Raw genomic sequence first — 20,118 nt, 5'->3', positions numbered from 1 at the left:
CGGCGTGGCGGCGGATGCGCCGCCACGCGGCCAGGTACGCGTCGCCGGTGCCGATCAGTAGTCCTCGTCGTAGGACCAGTAGCCGCCGCCGACGTCGGGATGCTCGGCTTCGAGGCGGTCCTTCAGCCAGGCCAGGTCGGTGCGCTTCCAGCGGCGGATCAGGTCGATCAGGCCGAACTCCATGTCGTCCACCACGTCGAGCCGCGCGCCCGCGTCCACCAGCGCGCGGACCAGCTCCGGGGAGCCGTGGTCGCCGACGGCCATGTGCAGCGGCGTGCGGCCGCCCTGGTCGCGGGCCTCCAGGTCGAGGCCGGCCTTCAGCAGGCGGGGGAGCAGCTCCTCGTGGTCGACGAGGTGGAGATGGTGCAGCAGGGTGCGCTTGCGGCCGTCGAGCGAGCGGACGGCGGCGCCGGCGTTCAGCAGCCGCAGGACGGCGGGGGTGTCGCCGTGCTGGAGGTGCAGGAACAGCTCCTGCCGCTGCTCGCGCAGCCGGCGCGGCAGGCGGCCGGTGGACGTGCGCCAGGCCGTGTGGACGGCGAAGCAGCCGGTCACCTTGCCGCCGAGCGCCTCGAGCGCCTGCTCGCGCTCGCGCTCCTCGTCGGTGTGCGGGATGCGCAGGTCGCCGTCGCGCACGACGACCTCGTGCCATTCGCCGCCCTTGCAGCGCACCCGGACGGGCTCGGGCGCCGCGGGCTCGGCGGGCGGGCCGGCGGGGCGGCCGGGGTCCGGGTACGCGGGGAAGAGCGCGGACCGGACGAGCGGGTGCAGGTCGTCCGGGCCGAGCGCCCCGGTGCGGAGGAGGTCGAGGTCGGGGGGACGGCGCCAGACGCTCTGGGGGAGCGGGACGGCGCCCTTCGCCTTGTTCGTCTCCACGACCCGCGCGCGCGGGCGGTCGCCGAACTCGAACAGGGTGACGCACCGCCACGTGCTGGAGACCTGGAACCGGTCGCCGCCGATCCGCCGGGCCTCCTCCACGATCCGCGTCAGCGCGAGCGGCAGCCCCGACAGGATGGCGCGCGGCTCGGCGTTGTAGAAGCTCGGCACGTCGGGCGGCGTCAGGTCCAGCTCGAGGCCCGCCGCCTCGAACGCCGCCTCCGGCTCGCCCCGGTCGAGCAGCAGGGTGGCGCGCTCGAAGCGGCCGGGCTCGTCGTCGGTCCGGCCGAGTTCCGCCTCGGCGAGCGGCGTGCCGTCGGGGCGGAAGAACGGGGCGCGGTCCGTGCCGCCGCAGCGTGCGAGCAGCTCGGCGGTGTGCCGGACGTCCCACAGGTGCCGGAGGCGCGTCCAGTCGACCTCCTGCGTGAGGCTCTCCTCGCCGTCGCGTACGGGCTGGAACCGCAGCGTCAGGTGCTGCGGCCCGTCGGCCATCGTGGGGGTGAGGACGTGCAGCGGCACGCCGCCGTGCTCGGCCAGCACCAGCGCGTTGTGCACGGCGGCCGTGCTGCGGCCGTGGCCGTACCGGGGCAGGTGCCAGCGCACCAGGTCGGGGACCAGGTGGCGCAGGTCGTCCTCGACGGCCGCCGCGACCTCGGCGCCGTGCTCGCGGGCGATGGACGGCAGGTCGAGGGCGACGCGGACCCGGGCCGCCGCGCAGGCGCCCGCCCAGTCGCCGGCCAGCCGGCGCTCGGCCGCCTGCTCGATCATCCAGCGCGGCACCGCGTACCGGCGGACCCGCCGCCAGTCCGCCAGCTCCCCCCGGGCGTTCCCGCTCACCGGTAGACGCTGCCGATGGCCTGCAGGTCGGGGTGGGTGCGGCCGGCCGGGCGCAGCCGCGGGGCGAAGGCCCGCTTGACCTTGCGCGGGACGCCCGGGCCGAGGCCCACGTACTCCAGCCGGGTGTCCGCGGGGACGTGCGACAGCAGCGTCTTGGCGCCGCGGCCGGTGATGCCGGTACGGCGCAGTTCGAGGCGGCGCAGCGGGCTGCCCGGCAGCGCGGCGGCGAGCGCGGCGGCGCCCTCGTCGCCGGTGGCGTTGGGCGGGGCGCCCAGCGCGCGCTCGGACGGCGGGCGGCCCAGGTCGAGCGACTCGATGCCGCCGAGGGCGCCGGCCAGCGCGCGGGCCCCGGCCGGGCCGATGCCGTTGCCGCCGAGCCCGAGCCGGACGGGCCGGGCCGGGTCCGTGGCCGCGGCCAGCACGGCGGCGCCCTCGTCGCCCAGGTGGTTGGCCGACATGAACAGCTCGCGGACGCCGCCGTCGCGGATCAGCGCCGCCAGCAGGTCCGCCTCGCCGGCGCTCAGGCCGTTGCCGCCGAGGAACAGCCGCTCCAGCGGCACCGGCCGGTCGAGCAGGGCGTCCAGCAGGGCGCGCAGGCCCTCGCTCGTGACACCGGTGTTGACCAGGTCGAGCGTGCGGACGGAGGAGTTGCGGCGCAGCATGCCGGCCATGGCCCGCGCGCCCGCGTCGCCGACCGGGTTGCGCTTGAGCCACACCGCGCGGACGGTGCCGTCGCCGGCGAGGCGGTCGGCGAGCGCCGCGGCGCCGTCCGGGCCGATGCGGTTGCAGCCCAGGTAGACGGTCTCCAGGCCGTGGCCGGGCTCCAGCGCGGCCGCGACCGAGCGGGCACCCTCGTCGCCGATGGCGTTGGTGCCGAGCAGCACGTGCACGGCGTGCGGGGACGCGGCGGCGGCGGGCAGCAGCCGGGCCGCGCCGGGCGCGCCGAGGCCCTGCTTGCACAGGTCGACCCGGCCGTCGGCGCGGAGCGTCCCGAGCGGGAACGTCTCGTCCGCCTCGACCCCGGCGGGCGCGGCCAGCCGGGCCAGCAGCGGGTCGAGCCCGGTCGGGTCGGCGGCCGGCACGTCGGGGTGCTCGATCGCCGGGCAGCGTACGGGCGTCGGTTCTGCCATCACCACTCCACCGGTCGGTAGTCCTTCAGGAACAGCCCGGACAGCCGCTCGCCGTCCGCGACGCCGCGCACCACCGGGTCGTACACCCGGGCGGCGCCGTCGATGACGTCCAGCGGCGGCCGGAAGCCCGCCTCGCGCTGCGCCAGCTTGGCCGGATGCGCCCGCTCGTCGGTGATCCACCCGGTGTCCACGCTGGTCATGTGGATGCCGGCGGCCGCGTAGTCGGCGGCCGACGTGCGGGTCATCATGTTGAGCGACGCCTTGGCCATGTTGGTGTGCGGGTGCCGCACGGTCTTGCCCCGGCGGGAGAAGCTGCCCTCCATCGCCGAGACCTGCACGACGTAGCGGTCCGGCCAGGGGGACGCCTCCAGCAGCCCGCGCAGCCGGGAGGTCAGCAGGAACGGCGCGAACGCGTTCACCATCTGGACCTCCAGCCACTCGCCGGGGTCCACCTCGTGCAGCCGCAGGCTCCAGCTGTTGCGGTCGCGCAGGTCGAGCGGCTGGCCGGTCTCGTCGGTGCGGCCCGCGGGGAACACCGCCTCGACGGCCGCCGGCTCCGCGCCGGCGAGCGCGGGCAGCAGGTCGCCGGCCCGGTGCTCGGTCACCTCGATCCGGGCGGCCCGGCCCGTCAGCGCCGCCTTCTCGGCCGCGCGCACCTCGCGGTGGTACGCGGCGGGCCGCCGGATCGTCTGCGCCGCGTTGTTGATCAGGATGTCGAGATGGTCGAACCGCTCGTGGGCGGTGCGCAGCAGCCCGGCCACGCCCGGCAGGTCGAGCAGGTCGACGCCGTGCACATGGAGCCGGCCGAGCCAGTCCGCCGCGTCGGGGACCTCGGCGAACCGGCGGGCGGCGTCGCGCGGGAACCGGGTGGTGACCATGACCTCGGCGCCGTCGCGCAGCAGCTTCAGCGCCACCTGGAAGCCGATCTTCACCCGGCCGCCGGTGACGATCGCCCGCCGCCCGGCCAGGTCGCAGCGCGCGTGCCGGCGGGCGAGGTTCTCCGCCGCGCACGGCGGGCACAGCATGTGGTACTCGGAGTGGATCTCGCGGTAGAGGTCCTTGCAGATGTAGCAGCGCCGCTCGTTGAGCAGCCGCCCCGGCGCGGGCTCCGGCGCGGGAAGCGCGGGCGCGGACTCCGGCGCGGGCGCGGGGTCCTGGTCGCGGAACCGGGCCGTCTCCGCCGTGAGCTCGCGGTCGTGGCGCCGCCGCTCGGCGCGCCGCTCGAGCTTGCGGGCCTTCTTGGTCGCCTGGTGGACGAGCGTCGCGGCCTCGCTGACCTCGCGCCAGCGCGCGTCGTCGGGGGCGGCGGTACGCGCCCACGCGAGCACCCGCAGGCATGCCTCGATGTCGGCGTCGACCGGCGTCATCGGGGCTCCCACACTTCCTGCGACCTGTCCAGAGGGTCCGTCGTGAGGCCGGCCGGATTCGAACCGGCGTCCTCCGGCTTGCACTGCCGGCGCGCCGCCACTGCGCTACGACCTCATCGAACGGCACGATAGCGGGCACGTCCGACAGCCCGCCATCGCATTTCGATCATCACCCGCCGCTCCCGCGAGGGGAGCCGGCGAGCATGATCGTGACAGGGCCGGCCGGATTCGAACCGGCGTCCTCCAGCTTGCAGCTAAGGCGCGACGACCTCTGCGCTACGGCCCTGCCGCGCAGGAGCATACCGATCATCACCGTCATTCCGCCCATCGAACGCCGAGACGGGCCGGAGCGTGATCGCGTTCACCCGAATGGGCGCGGCGGGGGGCGGGTATCAAGGCACCTCGGCAACCGCCATGACGACGGGAGGATCCATGAGGATGGACAGGCGAACGGACGCGGCCGTGGGAACGGTGCCTCCGCCGCCGGCTCCGCATCCCGCCCCCCGCCCCGAGCCGCGGCCCTCGCCGCCGCAGCCGGGCCCGATCGTGCCGCCCGCGCCCGGCCCGGGCCCCGGTCCCCGCCCGGGGCCGCAGCCGGAACCCGAGCCGGTCTGATGAACGCCACCGGCGGTGACGAAGGCACCGTCACGGTGGTGTTCACCTGGGACGTGCGCCCCGGCCGGGAACGCGAGTTCGAGCGGTGGGCCAGCGGGATCAACCAGGCCGGGACCCGCTGGCCCGGCCACCTCGGCGCGACCTGGCTGCGCTCCGAGGGCGCGCGCTACCGCTACTACACGGTCCTCAACTTCACCGACCGGGAGCGGCTGGACGCCTGGCTGGACTCGGACGAGCGGGCCGGCTGGCTCGACCGCCTCGACGGGATCGCCAAGGGGCACCGGCACCACACGACCGGGCTGGAGACCTGGTTCAGCCTGCCCGGCGAGTCCGTCCCGGCGCCGCCGCGCTGGAAGATGGTGATCGTCACCTTCTGCGCCGTGTACCCGATGAGCCTGCTGATCCAGCTGGTCGTGGTGCCGCCGACGCGGCCGTGGCCGGTGGCGCTGAAGGCGGTGACGTTCCCGCTGCTACTCGTCCCGGTGCTCACCTACGTGCTGATGCCGCTCCTCAGCCGGGCCCTGCGCCGGTGGCTGTACCCGCAGGGCCGCGACCTCCCGCCCGCCAGCCCGCAGGAACGGGACGTCCCGTGACGCGAGGAGCGCCGCCGGGCCGGCGGCGCGCAGGACCACGTCCAGGACGCGGTCCGGGTCGGCGGCGTAGCAGTTGCTGAACCACGCCTCGTTGGCCTCCACCACCGCCGGCCGGCCGGCGACCATGCCGACGTCCACGACGGCGGCGCTCGGCAGCGCCGCGGCGGCGTGCCGGAGGAGGTCGGCCGCGAAGCCCTCGATCCGGGCGCGTTCCGGGAGGCCGGCGAGCGGGGCCGGGTCCAGGATCCCGTGCGAGCGGTAGCGGCTCGCCGCGCGGACCGTCCCGTCGAGGACGTGCAGCCGGTACTCCTCGGCGAACGTCACCGGCTCGGCCACCAGGACGGGTGTCGCCACCGGGACGTCGCGGGGGAGCGCGCCGCCCGAGGCGTGGACGCGGGCCGGGAACGCCTTGCCCGCCGCCGGCTTCACGAACGCGGGGCGGTCCAGGCCGTACGCGTCCTCCAGCGTGGTGAGGCGGACGTCGCGGCGCGTGAACTCGGCGGGCAGGCCGGCCAGCCAGCCCGGGGACGGGTCCAGCAGCGCGATCCCGAGCGCCGCCGCGACCTCGTCCGCGAACGCCTCGCCCCCGTACAGGTGCGCCCGGCCGCGCCACTCCGCCGGGACCGGCCGGCGGGTCGGCTCGCGCACCTCCATCCCGCGGCGGCGCGCCGCCTCGGCCAGCAGGACGGCGGTCGTGGTCGGGGCGGGCGGGATGACGAGCACGGCGGATCATCTACAATCGGTTGACGGAACGTCAGGAGGCTGTCAAGACTGCGGGGACGTGAGGGGTGAGCCCGTGGTGAGCGAGCCGGTGGTGAGTGAGCCCGTGGTGTCGCGGCGGCGCGAGGTCAGCCACACCAGCGCCCGCTCGTTGTTGATGACCGTACTCGGCGAGTACGTGCTGCCGCGCGGCGCCCCCGTGTGGACCTCGGTCCTGGTGGACGCGCTGGCGCTGCTGGGGATCGAGGAGAAGTCGGCGCGCCAGTCGCTGGCCCGTACCGCCGCGGAGGGCTGGCTGGTCTCCGAGCGGGTCGGCCGCCGGGTGCGCTGGGAGCTGACCGGGCCGGGCCGCCGGCTGCTCACCGAGGGCGCGCGGCGGATCTACGAGTTCGGCGCCGGCGGCGCGTCCTGGGACGGCACCTGGCTGGTGGTGCTGGTCTCGGTTCCCGAGGCGCGGCGCGACCTGCGGCACCGGCTGCGGACCCGGCTCAGCTGGGCCGGGTTCGGCTCGCCCGAGTCCGGCGTGTGGATCACCCCGCATCCCGACCGCGAGGACGAGGCGCTCGGCGTGCTGAAGGAGCTGGGGCTGGCCGAGGGCGCGATGTCGTTCACCGCGTCGTACGGCGCCGTGGGCAGCCAGGACGCGATGGTCGCCCGCGCCTGGGACCTCACCGGCCTGGAGGAGCACTACGAGGCGTTCATCGGGGAGTTCGGCGCGCTGGCGCCGGACGGCGGCGACGCGGCGCTGGCCGCCCAGACACGGCTGGTGCACGAGTGGCGCCGCTTCCCGTTCCTGGACCCGCGGCTGCCGCGCGGCCTGCTCCCCGACGACTGGAGCGGGGCGCAGGCCGCGGAGCTGTTCCACGACCGGCACGCCGGATGGCGCCCGGCCGCGCAGGCCCGCTGGGACGAGCTCGCCTCCTGACGCGGGCCGTCAGACGGCCAGCCCGGGGAAGATCTTCGCGGCGTTCCCGGACAGCACGGCCCGCAGCGTGTCGCCGGGCAGGCCGAGCCCGCGCAGGGCGGCCACGTTGCGCGCCGTGCCCGGCACGCCCGGCCAGTCCGTACCGAAGATCATCCGGTTGGCGAGCCGGGGCAGGCCGAAGCGGGCGTAGTACTCCGGCAGCCGGCGCGGCGGCAGCCCGGCCAGGTCCAGCCACACGTTCGGCTTGGACAGCGCGAGGAACGCGGCGGTGTCGTACCACCAGCCCCGGCCGCCGTGCGCGAACACGAAGTGCACGTCCGGGAAGTCCTCGATCACGTCCAGCATCAGCTGCGGGTCGCCGTAGCGCGTCCGCGAGCCGGGGAAGCTGGACGTGCCCGAGTGCAGGATCACCGGGACGCCGCGCTCGCCGCACAGCGCGTACACCGCGTACAGCTCCCGGTCGGCGGGCGAGAAGCCGCCGTGCACGGGATGCAGCTTGACCGCGACCGCGCCGAAGGCGAGCTGCCGCTCGGCCTCGGCGGCGACCGGATGGTGCAGGTGCGGGTTGACGTTGGCGACGAGCCGGAACCGCACCGGGTTGTGCTCGACGATCGGCAGCACGTCCTCGATCGGCTGGATCCCGGTGGCGCGCGGGCTGTACTCGCAGAACAGCAGCGCGCGGTCGACGCCCTCCGCCTCCATCAGCGCGTCCAGCCGCTCCGGCACCGGATCGCCGCGCTCGTCGTAGGCGTCCCGCCACGGATGCGGCCCGGAGAACTCCTCCGCCCACTCCATCCAGGACGGTTTCAGCGTGGACAGCCGCGGCGCGTGCACATGGGCGTCCACCACGGGGTCGCCGTCGATCAACCCGCCTCCTCCGGGACCTCGCCGCGGGCCAGGTCCCGCAGCACGTTGCGGCGGATCTTGCCGGTGGCGGTCTTGGGCAGCTCGGCCAGCTCCACCACGCCGCGCGGGCGCTTGAACGACGCCAGCCCCTCCCGGCACCAGGCGATCAGCCCGTCCGGATCCACCTTCCCGCCCGCCATCGGGACCACGCACGCCACCGGCCTGTCCAGCCCGTCGGCGTCCGGCACGCCCACCACCGCGACCTCCGCCACGTCCGGATGCGCCAGCAGCCGCTCCTCGACCTCGGTGGGGGACACCCAGATCCCGCCCGCCTTGAGCAGGTCGCCGGTGCGGCCGAGGCAGGTGTACGTGCCGTCCTCGTTGCGGACGTAGGTGTCCCCGGTCCGCGTCCAGTCGCCGAGGAACACCCGCCGGGTCGTCTCGGCGCGGCACCAGTAGCCGACCGCGGCCGACTCGCCGCGCACGTACAGCTCGCCGGGCTCGCCCGCGGCCTCGATCACCGCGCCCGCGGTGTCGCGCAGCTCCACGTCGTAGCCCGGCACGGGGACGCCCGACGACCCCGGGCGCACCCGCCCGGCGCGGTTGGAGATGAAGATGTGCAGCATCTCGGTGGAGCCGATGCCGTCCAGGACCTCCACGCCGAAGCGGTCGCGCATCCCGTGGAACATCCGCGGCGGCAGCGCCTCGCCCGCCGACACGCCCTGCCGCACGGTCGCGAACGCCCCGTCCGGCACGTCCGACGCCAGCAGCGGCCCCCAGAAGCTCGGCGTCCCGAACAGCAGCGTCGCCCGGTCCTCGGCGGCCCGCCGCGCGAACAGGTCCGGGGCCGGCCGGGACGGCTCCAGCAGCGCGGCCGCGCCCACCGACAGCGGGAAGAACATCGAGTTGCCGATGCCGTAGGCGAAGAACAGCTTGGCCACCGACAGGCACCGGTCGCCCGGCCCGATGCCGAGGGTCCGCTGCCCGTACAGCTCCGCGACCAGCCGGATGTCGATGTGCCGGTGCATCGCCGCCTTGGGCCTGCCGGTCGTCCCGGACGTGTAGAGCCACAGCGCCGGGGACTCCGGCCAGGACGGGTAGGGCTCCGCCGCGCCTCCGCCGTGCTCCGCGCCCGCGTCCAGGAACGCCCGCCACGTCCGGGCCTCGACGTGCTCGGGGAGGGCCGTGAGGTCGTCCCCGGTGAGGACGGCGTGCCGCACCTCCGGCGCCGCCGCCAGGGCGCCGCGCACGGCCGGGCCGAACTCGCGGGAGCCCAGCAGCACCCGCGCCCGCGAGTCGGCCACGAGCGTGCCGAGCTCGGGGCCGGTGAGCATGGTGGAGCATGGGACGGCGACGGCGCCGATCCGCATGGTGGCGAGCAGCGCCGCGAACAGCTCGACGCCGTCCGCCATGCACATCACGACCCGCTCCTCGGGCCGCACGCCCAGCGCCCGCAGCCCGGCGGCCGCCCGGCGCACCTCGCCGGCGAGGTCCTCGTAGGTGAGCGACCGGCCCGGGGCGACCACGGCCGTGCGGCCGCCGCCCCCGGCACGCAGGTGCCGGTCGACCAGGTAGTCCGCGGCGTTGAACACCTCAGCCATGGCGGCCCGCCCTCTCAGCCCAGGAGCACGTACTCGTAGTCGAACGGCTGTCCGTTGATCCCGGTCGCCGGCGGCGCCAGCCAGCCGGCGATCTTGCCGCGCTCGTACACCGGCCGCATCAGCGACCGGACGAAGGCCAGGTCCTCGGCGGTCGGCAGCCAGTGCCGCCGGCCCGCCTCCCAGGCGGCCTCGTCGATGATCTCGCCGCCGGGGGTGACGCGCAGCCCGGCCGCGACGCCGACCTTCCGGTTGAAGCCGGGGTGCGGCAGGTAGAAGCGGTCGCCGATCCCGTACTCCTTCAGGATGCGGTTCCACCGCTTCACGCCGCTGCCGCAGTCGGCGATGTACTCCTGCCGCAGGTCCAGGTTGAGCGTCAGCAGGGCAGGGAGTTCCTCGCGCGTCCAGGTGCCGTCGTCGCCGGGCCGCTCCAGCCACGCGCCGTCGTCGGCGAGCCGGTGGTCGTCCCTGCGCCGCGCCTCCTGCCAGCGCCCCTTGAGCCCGGCGGTGTAGTAGTTGGCGGCGTTCGTCGAGGTCTCGCTGCCGAACAGGTCGAGCGAGACGGTGTAGTGGAAGTTGAGGTACTTCTGGATCACGTCCAGCGGGATGCCGCCGCGGGCCGCGATGTCCGTCGTGTCGTGCTCGCGGATCAGCTCCGCGCTGCGCCGCACCACCCGGTCCACGCCGGTGGTGCCCACCATCATGTGGTGCGCCTCCTCCTTCAGCATGAACTCGCAGGTCCGGCTCAGCGGGTCGAACGCGCTCTCCTTCAGCGTGCCGAGCTGGTACTTGCCGTCCCGGTCGGTGAAGTAGGTGAACATGAAGAACGCCAGCCAGTCGGCGGTCTCCTCGTTGAACGCGCCCAGGATGCGCGGCGCGTCCGGGCTGCCGGAGTTGCGGTGCAGCAGCGCCTCGGCCTCCTCCCGGCCCTCCCGCCCGAAGTAGGCGTGCAGGAGGTAGACCATCGCCCACAGGTGGCGGCCCTCCTCCACGTTCACCTGGAAGAGGTTGCGCAGGTCGTACAGGCTCGGCGCGGTCCGCCCGAGCAGCCGCTGCTGCTCGACCGACGCGGGCTCGGTGTCGCCCTGGACGACGATGAGCCGCTGGAGGTCCGCCCGGTACTCGCCCGGCACCTGCTGCCAGGCCGGTTCGCCGCGGTGCTCCCCGAACCCGATCCGCCGGTCGGGGTCGCGCTCGGACAGGAAGATGCCCCACCGGTAGTCGTGCGGCCGCACATGGCCGAAGTGCGCCCAGCCCTCGCGGCCCACCGACACCGCCGTGCGCAGGTAGACGCCCTGGGCCTCCAGGGCCGGGCCCATCTCGCCCCACCAGTCGAGGAACTTGGGCTGCCAGCCCTCCAGCGCCCGCTGGAGCCGCCGGTCGCCGGCCAGGTCGACATTGTTGGGGATCTTGGAGGCGTAGTCGATCGGGGTGGTCACGTCGTCACACTCGCTTCCGGTCGTAGGCCGGCCGGCGTCCCGTCCCGTAGCGGCGCAGGGCGCCCTCGTCCCCGGCGGCGTTCGGCCGGGTGAAGACCCAGTTCTGCCAGGCGGAGAGCCGGCCGAAGATCTTGGTCTCGGGGGTCTCCGGGCCGACGAACCGGTGGTTGGCCTCCATGGCGGTCAGCGCGTCCGGGCTGAGCGCGGCCCGCGCCTCCAGCACCAGCCGCACCTCGTCCTCCCAGTCGAGGTCGTCGGGCGCGCCGGTCACCAGTTCCAGATCGCGGGCGCGGGCCGCGTCCAGGGGCTCCCCGGTCTCCTTGCGGAGCAGCTCCAGGTGCCCGCCGCGCCGGTAGAAGCGCGACTCCAGCCGGGACAGGCCGTTGCCCATGGGGAACGTCCCGAAGTTGGCCTCCGACAGGCGGATCGACGCCCGCTCGGCGCTATCGGGGTCCTCGACCGGCGGGCCGTCCAGCATGTACTGGAGGTCGCAGGCCAGGGCGAGTTCGAGCAGGACGCCGGCGAAGCAGCTCCCGGGCTCGATGAGCGCGACCAGGCTGCGGCTGGTGACGTCGAGCCGCTTCAGCGTCCGCTTGTAGTAGTGCAGGATCTCGCCGCCGAGCCAGTCGCCGCGCCCAAGGACGGCCCTCTCCTGCGCGAGGACCTCTTCGGCGTCGCCCTCGGTACGGATCACCCAGGTGCCGAGTTCGGGCTCGTTGGCGCGCAGGCGGAGGACGAGGTCGTCCAGCTCCCGGGTGAGGGCGAGCAGCCAGCCGGTGCCGCCCGGCTCCGGCCCGCGCACGGTGATCTCCACCAGGCCGGCGGCGCGGTCGCACCGCGCGCGGACGTGCCCGTAGGCGAGGCCGTCCCCGGTCGCCTCGCGCCGGAGCGGCTCCAGCCGGACGGCCTCGGCGGCGGGACCGCGCGGGCCGCGCTCCGCCGCCTCCCGGGCGCGCCGCTCGACGATCTCGCGGAAGTCGCGCCGCGGGACGACCTCGTCGACCAGCCCCCACTCGACGGCCGTCCGGCCGCGCACGCCGGCGCTCCGGGTCGCGAACACGTCCGCCAGGTCCTTGCGGACGCCGCGCTTGTCCACGAGGCGCGTCAGGCCGCCCGTCCCGGGGAGGACGCCGAGCAGCGGCACCTCGGGCAGCGCGACCGAGGAGGAGTTGTCGTCGATCAGCAGGATCCGGTCGCAGGCCAGCGCCAGCTCGTAGCCGCCGCCGGCGCACGAGCCGTTCACCGCCGCGATGAACGTCAGGCCGGAGTGCGCGCTCGCGTCCTCCATGCCGTTGCGGGTCTCGTTGGTGAACTTGCAGAAGTTCACCTTCCACCCGTGGGACGACGCCGCGAGCATCCTGATGTTGGCGCCGGCGCAGAAGACGCCGTCCTTGGCGCTGGTCAGCACGACCGCGCGCACCTCGGGGTGCTCGAACCGCAGCCGCTGGACGGCGTCGTACAGCTCGATGTCGACGCCCAGGTCGTAGGAGTTCAGCTTCAGCTCGTAGCCCGGGACGAGCCCGCCGTCCTCGTCGACGTCCATCTCCAGCCAGGCGACGGGCCCGTCGACCCGCAGCCGCCAGTGCCGGTACGCGTCCGGGCTCCGGTCGAACGAGATGTCCATGCGGCTAATCTTCTACACGCGTTCTCCAGCCCGTCAACCTTCTGTAGAACATCGATCAGCCGCGGTGGCCCGCGGTGTCCAGCGCGAGTCGCTCGTACACGTCGGCGAGCTGCTCGCCCGACAGCGGTCCGGACTCGCGGAACCAGGTCGCGACGGCCGTGCAGGCGGTCACGATCATCCGGGCCGCCTCCACCGGGTGCGGCGTGCCGAACGCGCCGCGCCGCACGCCGTCGGCCAGCACCCGGTCGAACATCCGCTGCTGGGTGTCGCGCTTGGCCACGATGAGGGCCCGCGCGGCGGGGGAGAGGCTGCGCAGCTCGGTGTTGCCCAGCAGGCTCTCCCGGCGCGACTGGGTGTGGGCCAGCACGTGGACGCGGACGATGGCGCGCAGCCGGCCGGCGGGGTCGTCGCCGGCGTGGAAGAGGGCGTCCTCGGTGTCGCGCACCAGCCGGTCCATCCCGCGGTCCAGGATCGTCAGCAGCAGATCGTGCTTGGAGCCGAAATGGTGGTAGAGCAGCCCCGGGCTGACCCCGGCCGCGTCGGCGACGTCGCGGACCGAGGTGCCGTGGTAGCCGTGCCGGGACATGACCTCGACGGCCGCGCGGATGATCGCGGCGGCGGCCGGATCGTCGGTCGCGGCCACCGCGTTGCTGGGCGGGAGCCCCTTGGGCCCCCCGGCCGTGCGCTCGCCGTCCCGCCCCCGTGCCGCGTCCGCCACCCCGTCCTCCTTCGCCTCGCCCCCGGCATCGTAGCCCGCTGAACAGGCGTTCAACGCGGGGGCGCGGCGAGGGCGGCCGGGTCAGTACGGGCAGGTCGAGCGGTACTCCTGGATGGTGCCGGTGTTCCCCGCGGGCGGCGGGCAGAGGAACCGGTCGTAGCGGGTGTCCTCGTCCACCCACCGCTTCATCCACGAGATCGAGTACTTGGCGATCGTCGTGTTGTCGGCGGTGAAGGTGAAGTGGTCGGCGTCGTTCAGCTCCAGGTACGCCTTCTCCACCGGGATCTGCCCGTAGAACGGCTCGGCGTGCGCGCCGGTGCCCGCGATGGCGTCGTTGTCGGCACCGATGACCATCGTCGGCACCCGGACGTTCCCGAAGTTCACCCCCAGGTCCCACGGCGCGAGCGGGACGGCGGCCTTCAGCGCCGGCGTCTTCTGGGCCGCGCGGAGGGTGCCCCCGCCGCCCATCGACCAGCCCATGACCGCCAGCCGGTTCGGGTCGATCCGGCTCCGCACGGTCGCGTCCTGCTTCAGGTGGTCCAGCGCCGCCAGCAGCTGCGCGCCGCGGGCCTCGGGCAGGTCGAAACCGGTGGTCGTCTCGATGGTCATGACCACGAAGCCCTGGGACGCCAGCCGCGGGCCGTACCAGGAGACGGCCAGCTCCGGGGAGACGAAGCCGGGCGAGACGGCGATGGCGCCGAACGTGCCCTGGCTCGTGTCGGTCGGGTAGTAGATCGTGCCCGACCGGATCCCCGGGTGGCTGAACGCGCCGACCTTCTTGGACGCGGTGGCGAACGGGCCGCGCGGCGCGGTCACGCTCGCCTCGGTGGGAGCGGGGCCCCGCTCGTAGGGGTTGGCCGCCGCGTGCGCGGCGGCCGCCGGGGCGGCCAGGGCGCCGGCGGCGAGCGCGGCGGACACGGAGATCCGCTGGAGCGCGGAATGCACGGGTGACACGGGCGGTACGTCCTTTCCTCGGCCTGGTGCCGCCCGGGTGCCGGCGGGGATGCGGCCTGTCCCCGGCCGTCCGGTCGGGCGGCGTGAGCGGCTCAAGTCTCGGGACGGCCCGGACCGCGCGCTCCGCGGTGACCGGTGACGTTTCCGCGGGACGTTTGTCAGCGGGCGACGCAACCGGCGCACCCGCCGCGCGGGCTACTCAGCCGGGTGAGCGAATGCGGCCCGCCGTTTGGCGAGCGCCGCGTTTCGGGGCGGGAAGCGCTCGGCGAGCATCGCCTCCCGTCCCGTCTTCCCGTCCCAACCCGCGAAGGGACCGACATGCGCGTGCGACCGTTGCTGACGCTCGCGGCGGCCGGCCTGGTGGCCGACGCCCTGTGGCGAAGAGAACGGGCGGCCCGGCTGACGCCGCTGCCGCCCTCCGACGAACCCGTACCGGACGACCACTGCTTCGTGACCGCGGCCGGCGTCGCGCTGGACGAGCCCACCCGCCGGGCCGCCTCCGCGTACGCGCGCGAGCGCGGGCTGGAGGTGCTCGACCTCGTCCCGGCGGGGCTGGACGCCGCCCGGGCGCTGGAACTGGTCCGCCGCGTGGACCCCGAGACCTACCGGGGCTCCCGGCTCGCCCCGGGTGGGGGCGGGGGACACGCGGTGCTGGTGACGGCGGGCGTCGCCCGGCGGGCCGGCGTCACCCGGTTCGCCGGGCTGCGGGCCGCCGAGATGGAGGAGCTGGCCGTACGGCTCAAGCGGTACGCGCCGGTGCACACCGACCTCGCGGTGGCGCCGGGGATCGCCCCGGTCGCGTGCCCGGCGGCCGACCGGCGCCGGATCCTGCGCGGGCGCTGGCCCAGCGACCTGCCGGTGTACCTGACCGGCAACCTCATCGGGCTGGCCGTGCTGGCGGCCGCGCTGGTCCGGAGTGTGCTCGGCGCCCGGCGGGTCCGCGACGCGCTGCCCGCCGCCGCCGTGCTCACCGCCGCGGCCGCGCAGCCGTACCTGGCCACCGCCGGGACGGCGCTGCGCCCGCACGACCGGCGGCGGTTCGGGCTCGCCCGGCCGGTGGGAGCGCTCTACCGCTGGATCCGCGTCGCCCTGGAACGGGAGGCGCCCGACCCGGACCTGCCGCGCCGGCGGGAACGGTACGCGGCCGAGATCGCGCGCGGCGTCGAGCGCTTCTACGAGCCCCGCCGCGACGACTGCCCCTGGTGCGGCAGCGTCGCGCTGCGGCGCCGCGTCACCAGCGGCGACCACCAGCACCACCGGCCCGGCGTCTTCCGGCTGGACGCCTGCGACGCCTGCGGGCACGTGTTCCAGAACCCGCGGCTCAACGCCGACGGCCTGGACTTCCACTACCGCGACTTCTACGACGGGCCCGGCGGGCCGGAGGTGGAGCGCGGCTTCCGGCTGGCCGCGCCGCACTACCGCGACCGCGCCCGGATGCTGCGCGGGCACGCCGAGCCGAAGGCGTGGCTGGACGTCGGCGGCGGCCACGGCCACTTCTGCAACGCCGCCCGGGACGTGTGGCCGCAGACGCGGTTCGACGCCCTCGACATGAGCGTCAGCGTGAAGGAGGCCGAGGACCGCGGCTGGATCGACGGCGGCCATCTGGGCTTCTTCCCCGACCTCGCCGACAAGCTGGCCGGCGCGTACGACGTGGTGAGCATGCACCACTACCTGGAGCACACCATGGACCCGCGGGCGGAGCTGGACGCCGCCGCGCGGGTGCTGCCGCCGGGCGGCCACCTGCTGATCGAGGTGCCCGATCCGGAGTGGATCATCGGCCGGCTGGCGGGCCGCTGGTGGCACGCCTGGTTCCAGCCGCAGCACCTGCACTTCGTCACGGTCCGCAACCTGGTCGGGGCGCTGTCCGAGCGCGGGTTCACGGCCGTCGCGGTCGAGCGCGGCCCGGCGCACCAGCCGGTCGACCTGCTCATGATCGTGATGATGCTGGCGCACCGGATCGTGCCGGATCCGGCCAAGCCGTGGCGGAGCGCGCGGTACCGGCGGCTGCGCGGCGCGGCCCGGACGGCCGTGTACGTGGCGGCCGGCCCGCTCATGTTCGCGGCGGCGGCGCTGGACCAGTTCCTGCACCCGCTGATCAAGCGGACCGGCCGTTCCAACACCTACCGGGTGCTGGCGCGGCGGCTCCCCGACGAGGACTGATCCGCCCGCCCCGAACCGTTCGGGCCGCTCGAAGCGGGAAGGGCCCGGCCGTCCGGCCGGGCCCTTCCCCTGTCCGCCCGCGTCGGGCCGCCTGTGTCAGGCCGCCCGCGTCAGAACGGCTCGCGGGCGAGCGACCGCGCGCGCCGCTGGCGCACCAGCAGCACCGCGGCGAGGACGAACAGCAGGACGCTGACGCCCAGGGCCACGGCGGGGCCGACGGTCCGCAGGTACATGGCCGAGGTGCCGGCCTTGTCGGCGCGGTCGGCGAGCGTCCTCTTGGTGGCGTCGTCCATCCGCAGGTCCATGTCGGCCACGACCAGCTGGCCCTGGCCGTTCTGGCCCTTCATCGTCGAGACCACCTGCTGGCGCCGGTCCACGGTGATGCCGCTGCGCGGGTCGATCCAGGAGGTGACGGTGGCGCGGTACCAGCGGTCGGCGGCGACGTTCTGCGCCTTGCCGGGGATGCCGAGCAGCGTGCTGGGCACCGGCTCGGGGTTCTGGCCCACGTTGGTGTCGCTGATCTCCTGGACGAAGCGGTAGACCTCGCGCCCGTCCCGGGTCTCGGTGCCCTGGAACTGCATCGGCCACGCGCGCTGGGTGGACGCGTCGTAGACGTTGTAGGCCTTCTTCTCGATGCCGACGGGGAAGAACAGCCCGTACGCGGTCTGGGAGGCGGCGGCCTTGGCGTGGGTGTTGCAGCAGTCGACCAGCCGCGCGCTGCTGCGGTCGAACGCCAGCCGGTACTCCTTGAGCTCCACGTTCGTCTGGTTCTGCAGGTCCTGGAGGGCCAGGAAGTTGTCCCAGACGACCACGCCGTCCTTGGCGGCCTTCACGTCGCCGCGCGAGGTGGAGGTCAGGGTGAGCGTGACGCCCGTGCGGGGCTTCACGGTGCCGCGGTCGAAGTAGGTGGCGTTGGTGGCGGTCAGGGTCGCCTTGGTGTGGATGTTGGCCGGCGCGACCAGCAGGCGGTCGGCCACGAAGCCGCGCAGCAGTACGGCCAGGGCCAGCGCGAAGAACGCCAGGAAGACGACGACCAGCGTGGAGACCCCTGGCCCCCGGCGTTGGGGAGGGGGCGACGCCGTCCGGGAGGAGGGCCGCTGCCGAGTGTTTCCTTGGCTCATCTGTAACTCCTGCCGTCCGCACATGCCTGCCGCACCGTGTACGGAGCGCACACGGCGCGTGGCGGGGGGGTGAAGCGTGAGAGTTAGCTTGACCACACTTCATCGGGAACGCAATAGGCACTTTTGCCCGATAGCTCAAGTAATCGGGTGCTCACACTTAATCAACTGATAAGTCTCGCTTGCCCGATCTTGGGGTAAGTGAGTTCCGGCCGCCGTCACAACCGGTGATATTGGGGGCCCCGAGCCCCGGCCACACGCTCGGGTCCCCCCGCTACCGGAGGTTCCGGTGACCCACAGAACGTTCCCCGTGGCGACGCCCCCGCCACCGCAGGCTCCCTGCCAGGCCGAACAGCTCCGCGCGCACGTCGCGGCCGCCGCCGAGGAGGTGGTGCTGGAGGTCCGCCGGCTGGTGCCCGAGTACGCCGCCCCGCCGGGCGGCCGCTTCGACCGCGCGATGCGCTGGGCCGTCGCCCAGACCACCGAGCACTTCGTGGAGGTGCTGGCCGGCGCCGCGCCCGACGGCGCCGCCCTGAGCGGCCTCTACGCCGGGATCGGCGCGTACGAGGCGCGCCGCGGCCGCAGCCTGGACGGCCTGCAGACCGCGATCCGGGTCGGCGGCCAGGTCGCCTGCCGGCTGTTCATCGACGAGACCCGGCGGCTGGACTGGTCGCTGGAGACGCTCGGCCGGCTCACCGACACGCTGTTCGTGTTCCTGGAACGGGTCGCCGGCGCGGCCTCCCGCGGCTACGCCGAGGCCACCCAGCGGCTGGCCACCGAGCGCGAGCTGCTGCGCTGGCGGCTGCGCGACCTGCTGATCGCCGACCCGCCGGCCAGCGCCGGGGCGATCGCCGAGCTGGCCCGGCCGGCCGGCTGGAACCTGCCGCGCACGATCGCCGCCGTCGCCGTCCGCCCGCCGGCCGGGCGGCCGGTGCCGGTGCTGCCGCCCCCGATCCTGGCCGACTGGGACCGCGACGACCCGTACCTGCTGGTCCCCGACCCCGACGGCCCCGGCCAGGAGGGGCTGCTGACGACCCTGCTCGGCGGCTGCCGGGCCGCGATCGGGCCGACCGTGCCGCCCGGCGGCGGGGCGCTGTCGCTGCGGTGGGCCCGGCGGACGCTCGCGCTCACCGGCCGGGACGCCCCCGCGCGCCGGGACGTCACGCGCTGCCTGGACAACGTGCCCGCCGTGGTCGCCTCGATGAGCCGCGAGTTGCTGACCCTCGCGGTCGGCGAGCGGCTGCGCCCCCTGAACGCGCTGCCGCCGCACCGGCGGATGCTCTTCGCCCGCACGCTGCTGGAGTACATGAAGTGCCATGACAACGCCGTCGACACGGCGGAGCGGCTGATGGTGCACGACCAGACCGTCCGTTACCGGATCCGCCGGCTCCGGCGGCTGATCGGGGACGGCATGAACGATCCCGCGCACCGCACCGAGCTGCTCCTCCTCCTGCACGCCGCCGTCGAGTTCGGCCTCATCGACGAGTGCGCCGCCGAGCCGCCGGCGCCCGTCCCGCACGCCCGTCCCGAGCCCCATCCCGTGGAACGAGGTAACGCATGACCCGCCGCAACCGCCCCGCCCCCCGACCGCGCCGGCCCCGCTCCCGGGCCGGCCTGCTGCTGGCCGCGGCCGCGCTGGCCGGAACGGAGATCGCGCTGCCGGGCGCGGCGCACGCCGGCGCGGCCCGCACCGCGCCGTTCGAGGCCGCCGACACCGGCGCCCGGATCACCGCCGAGACCCGGCTCGGGCCCCGCGAGGTCGACATCACGATCGAGTCGCCGTCCCTGGGGAGGTCCGTCAAGACCAGGATCCTGCTGCCCAGGAGCTGGAGCCCGGACGCGGCGGCGACCTGGCCGGTGCTGTACGCCTACCACGGCGGCCAGGACGACTACACCTCCTGGCCCCGCAACACCGACATCGAGGCATGGGCCGCCGCGTACGAGGCGATCGTCGTGATGCCCGAGGCTGCGGACGGCGCGTACGCGAACTGGTACAACTACGGCCGCGGCGGCACCCCCAGGTGGCAGACCTTCCACACCGAGGAGGTCGTCCAGCTGATCGAGCGCAACTACCGCGCGAACGGGACGCGGGCCGCCATCGGCGACTCGGCCGGCGGGCAGGGCGCGATCACCTACGCCGCCCGCTTCCCGGGGATGTTCACGCACGTGGCGTCGCTCAGCGGGGTGCTGTGGCTGCGGGCGCCGGGGATGCCGGCGCTGACGCTGGCGACCAACGCGCTCAACGGGCAGGACCCGTTCGCGATCTACGGCTTCGTGCTCGCCAACGCCGACAACTGGCGCGCCCACGACCCGTACGAGCTGGCCCCCCGGCTGCGCGGCACGAAGATCTTCTTCTCGTCCGGGACCACCGGGGAGCCGGGTCCGGGCGACCCCCCGGGGACGCCGTGGGACGTCGGCCTGTTCAGCGAGAAGCAGGTCGGCCAGACGAACGTGGCGTTCCGCGACCGGCTCGACGAGCTCGGCATCCCCTACACCGCCGACATCTACGGCGCCGGCCGGCACAACTGGCCGTCCTGGATCCGGGTCGCCACCCGGATCTGGCCGGACCTGATGGCCTCGATCGGCGCCCGGAGGGCCTGA

At 74.9% G+C, this 20,118-nt stretch carries 15 protein-coding genes, 2 tRNA genes and 1 pseudogene; 5 read left to right on the top strand and 13 right to left on the bottom strand.

The features are described 5' to 3' along the window. Window positions 1–54: 54 nt before the first annotated feature. From ACA361_RS09155 to ACA361_RS09135, 5 genes are all read right to left on the bottom strand, one after another. A complete protein-coding gene (locus ACA361_RS09155; RefSeq protein ID WP_375011391.1) occupies window positions 55–1,710 on the bottom strand; it encodes an ankyrin repeat domain-containing protein in 1,656 nt (551 codons plus the stop codon). Next, complete coding sequence (locus ACA361_RS09150; RefSeq protein WP_375011390.1) at window positions 1,707–2,840, bottom strand: gala protein; 1,134 nt, start codon at window positions 2,838–2,840, stop codon at window positions 1,707–1,709. Before ACA361_RS09150 ends, ACA361_RS09155 begins: the two co-directional genes overlap by 4 nt. Continuing rightward, complete coding sequence (locus ACA361_RS09145) at window positions 2,840–4,207, bottom strand: SDR family NAD(P)-dependent oxidoreductase (RefSeq protein ID WP_375011389.1); 1,368 nt, start codon at window positions 4,205–4,207, stop codon at window positions 2,840–2,842. The genes ACA361_RS09150 and ACA361_RS09145 overlap by 1 nt, the downstream gene beginning before the upstream one ends. A 43-nt stretch (window positions 4,208–4,250) precedes the next feature. Beyond that, window positions 4,251–4,322, bottom strand: a tRNA-Ala gene (locus tag ACA361_RS09140). A 98-nt stretch (window positions 4,323–4,420) separates the two neighbouring features. Continuing rightward, a tRNA-Cys gene (locus ACA361_RS09135) sits at window positions 4,421–4,493 on the bottom strand. Window positions 4,494–4,821: 328 nt separating this feature from the next. Between ACA361_RS09135 and ACA361_RS09130 the strand changes: the two genes are divergently transcribed. Further along, window positions 4,822–5,415 (top strand): antibiotic biosynthesis monooxygenase, encoded by a 594-nt coding sequence (locus ACA361_RS09130; protein WP_375011388.1) that lies wholly within the window; start codon window positions 4,822–4,824, stop codon window positions 5,413–5,415. Between the two features lie 48 nt (window positions 5,416–5,463). Here ACA361_RS09130 and ACA361_RS09125 read toward each other — a convergent pair. Then, a pseudogene (locus ACA361_RS09125) lies at window positions 5,464–6,069 on the bottom strand (ATP-grasp domain-containing protein); the annotation flags it as partial. A gap of 160 nt (window positions 6,070–6,229) precedes the next feature. Between ACA361_RS09125 and ACA361_RS09120 the strand changes: the two are divergent. Further along, window positions 6,230–7,060 (top strand): PaaX family transcriptional regulator C-terminal domain-containing protein, encoded by an 831-nt coding sequence (locus ACA361_RS09120; RefSeq protein ID WP_375011387.1) that lies wholly within the window; start codon window positions 6,230–6,232, stop codon window positions 7,058–7,060. A 9-nt stretch (window positions 7,061–7,069) separates the two neighbouring features. On the opposite strand, the gene ACA361_RS09115 is transcribed toward ACA361_RS09120, so the two are convergent. The 6 genes from ACA361_RS09115 to ACA361_RS09090 form a co-directional block, all read right to left on the bottom strand. Continuing rightward, window positions 7,070–7,927: an amidohydrolase family protein gene (locus ACA361_RS09115; protein ID WP_375011386.1), complete on the bottom strand. Its 858-nt coding sequence runs from the start codon at window positions 7,925–7,927 to the stop codon at window positions 7,070–7,072. Next, complete coding sequence (locus tag ACA361_RS09110) at window positions 7,924–9,507, bottom strand: benzoate-CoA ligase family protein (RefSeq protein WP_375011385.1); 1,584 nt, start codon at window positions 9,505–9,507, stop codon at window positions 7,924–7,926. The genes ACA361_RS09115 and ACA361_RS09110 overlap by 4 nt, the downstream gene beginning before the upstream one ends. 14 nt (window positions 9,508–9,521) lie before the next feature. Beyond that, window positions 9,522–10,943, bottom strand: coding sequence for a benzoyl-CoA 2,3-epoxidase subunit BoxB (gene boxB / locus ACA361_RS09105; RefSeq protein WP_375011384.1), 1,422 nt, complete (start codon window positions 10,941–10,943; stop codon window positions 9,522–9,524). Between the two features lie 4 nt (window positions 10,944–10,947). Beyond that, window positions 10,948–12,567 (bottom strand): 2,3-epoxybenzoyl-CoA dihydrolase, encoded by a 1,620-nt coding sequence (boxC, locus tag ACA361_RS09100; RefSeq protein ID WP_375011383.1) that lies wholly within the window; start codon window positions 12,565–12,567, stop codon window positions 10,948–10,950. Between the two features lie 55 nt (window positions 12,568–12,622). Next, the gene (locus ACA361_RS09095) at window positions 12,623–13,285 is read right to left on the bottom strand and encodes a TetR/AcrR family transcriptional regulator (RefSeq protein ID WP_375011382.1); all 663 of its coding nucleotides are present in this window, start codon (window positions 13,283–13,285) and stop codon (window positions 12,623–12,625) included. Window positions 13,286–13,366: 81 nt separating this feature from the next. Further along, entirely contained in the window at window positions 13,367–14,239 is an 873-nt protein-coding gene (locus tag ACA361_RS09090; protein ID WP_375011381.1) for an alpha/beta hydrolase family protein, read from the bottom strand. A 318-nt stretch (window positions 14,240–14,557) separates the two neighbouring features. On the opposite strand from ACA361_RS09090, the gene ACA361_RS09085 reads away from it, so the two are divergent. Next, entirely contained in the window at window positions 14,558–16,399 is a 1,842-nt protein-coding gene (locus ACA361_RS09085; RefSeq protein WP_375011380.1) for a methyltransferase domain-containing protein, read from the top strand. A 110-nt stretch (window positions 16,400–16,509) separates the two neighbouring features. On the opposite strand, the gene ACA361_RS09080 is transcribed toward ACA361_RS09085, so the two are convergent. Continuing rightward, window positions 16,510–17,520 (bottom strand): DUF3068 domain-containing protein, encoded by a 1,011-nt coding sequence (locus ACA361_RS09080; protein WP_375011379.1) that lies wholly within the window; start codon window positions 17,518–17,520, stop codon window positions 16,510–16,512. 286 nt (window positions 17,521–17,806) lie between these two features. Between ACA361_RS09080 and ACA361_RS09075 the strand changes: the two genes are divergently transcribed. Together ACA361_RS09075 and ACA361_RS09070 are read left to right on the top strand one after the other, a co-directional pair. Continuing rightward, window positions 17,807–19,078, top strand: a complete 1,272-nt coding sequence (locus ACA361_RS09075; protein WP_375011378.1) for a helix-turn-helix domain-containing protein — start codon at window positions 17,807–17,809, stop codon at window positions 19,076–19,078. Continuing rightward, a complete protein-coding gene (locus ACA361_RS09070) occupies window positions 19,075–20,118 on the top strand; it encodes an alpha/beta hydrolase (RefSeq protein WP_375011377.1) in 1,044 nt (347 codons plus the stop codon). The genes ACA361_RS09075 and ACA361_RS09070 overlap by 4 nt, the downstream gene beginning before the upstream one ends.

Source organism: Actinomadura sp. 21ATH (genome assembly GCF_041951345.1).
Classification (GTDB): domain Bacteria; phylum Actinomycetota; class Actinomycetes; order Streptosporangiales; family Streptosporangiaceae; genus Spirillospora.
Note: the sequence above shows the minus strand (reverse complement) of the source record. Positions and strands in the feature narration are given on the sequence as shown.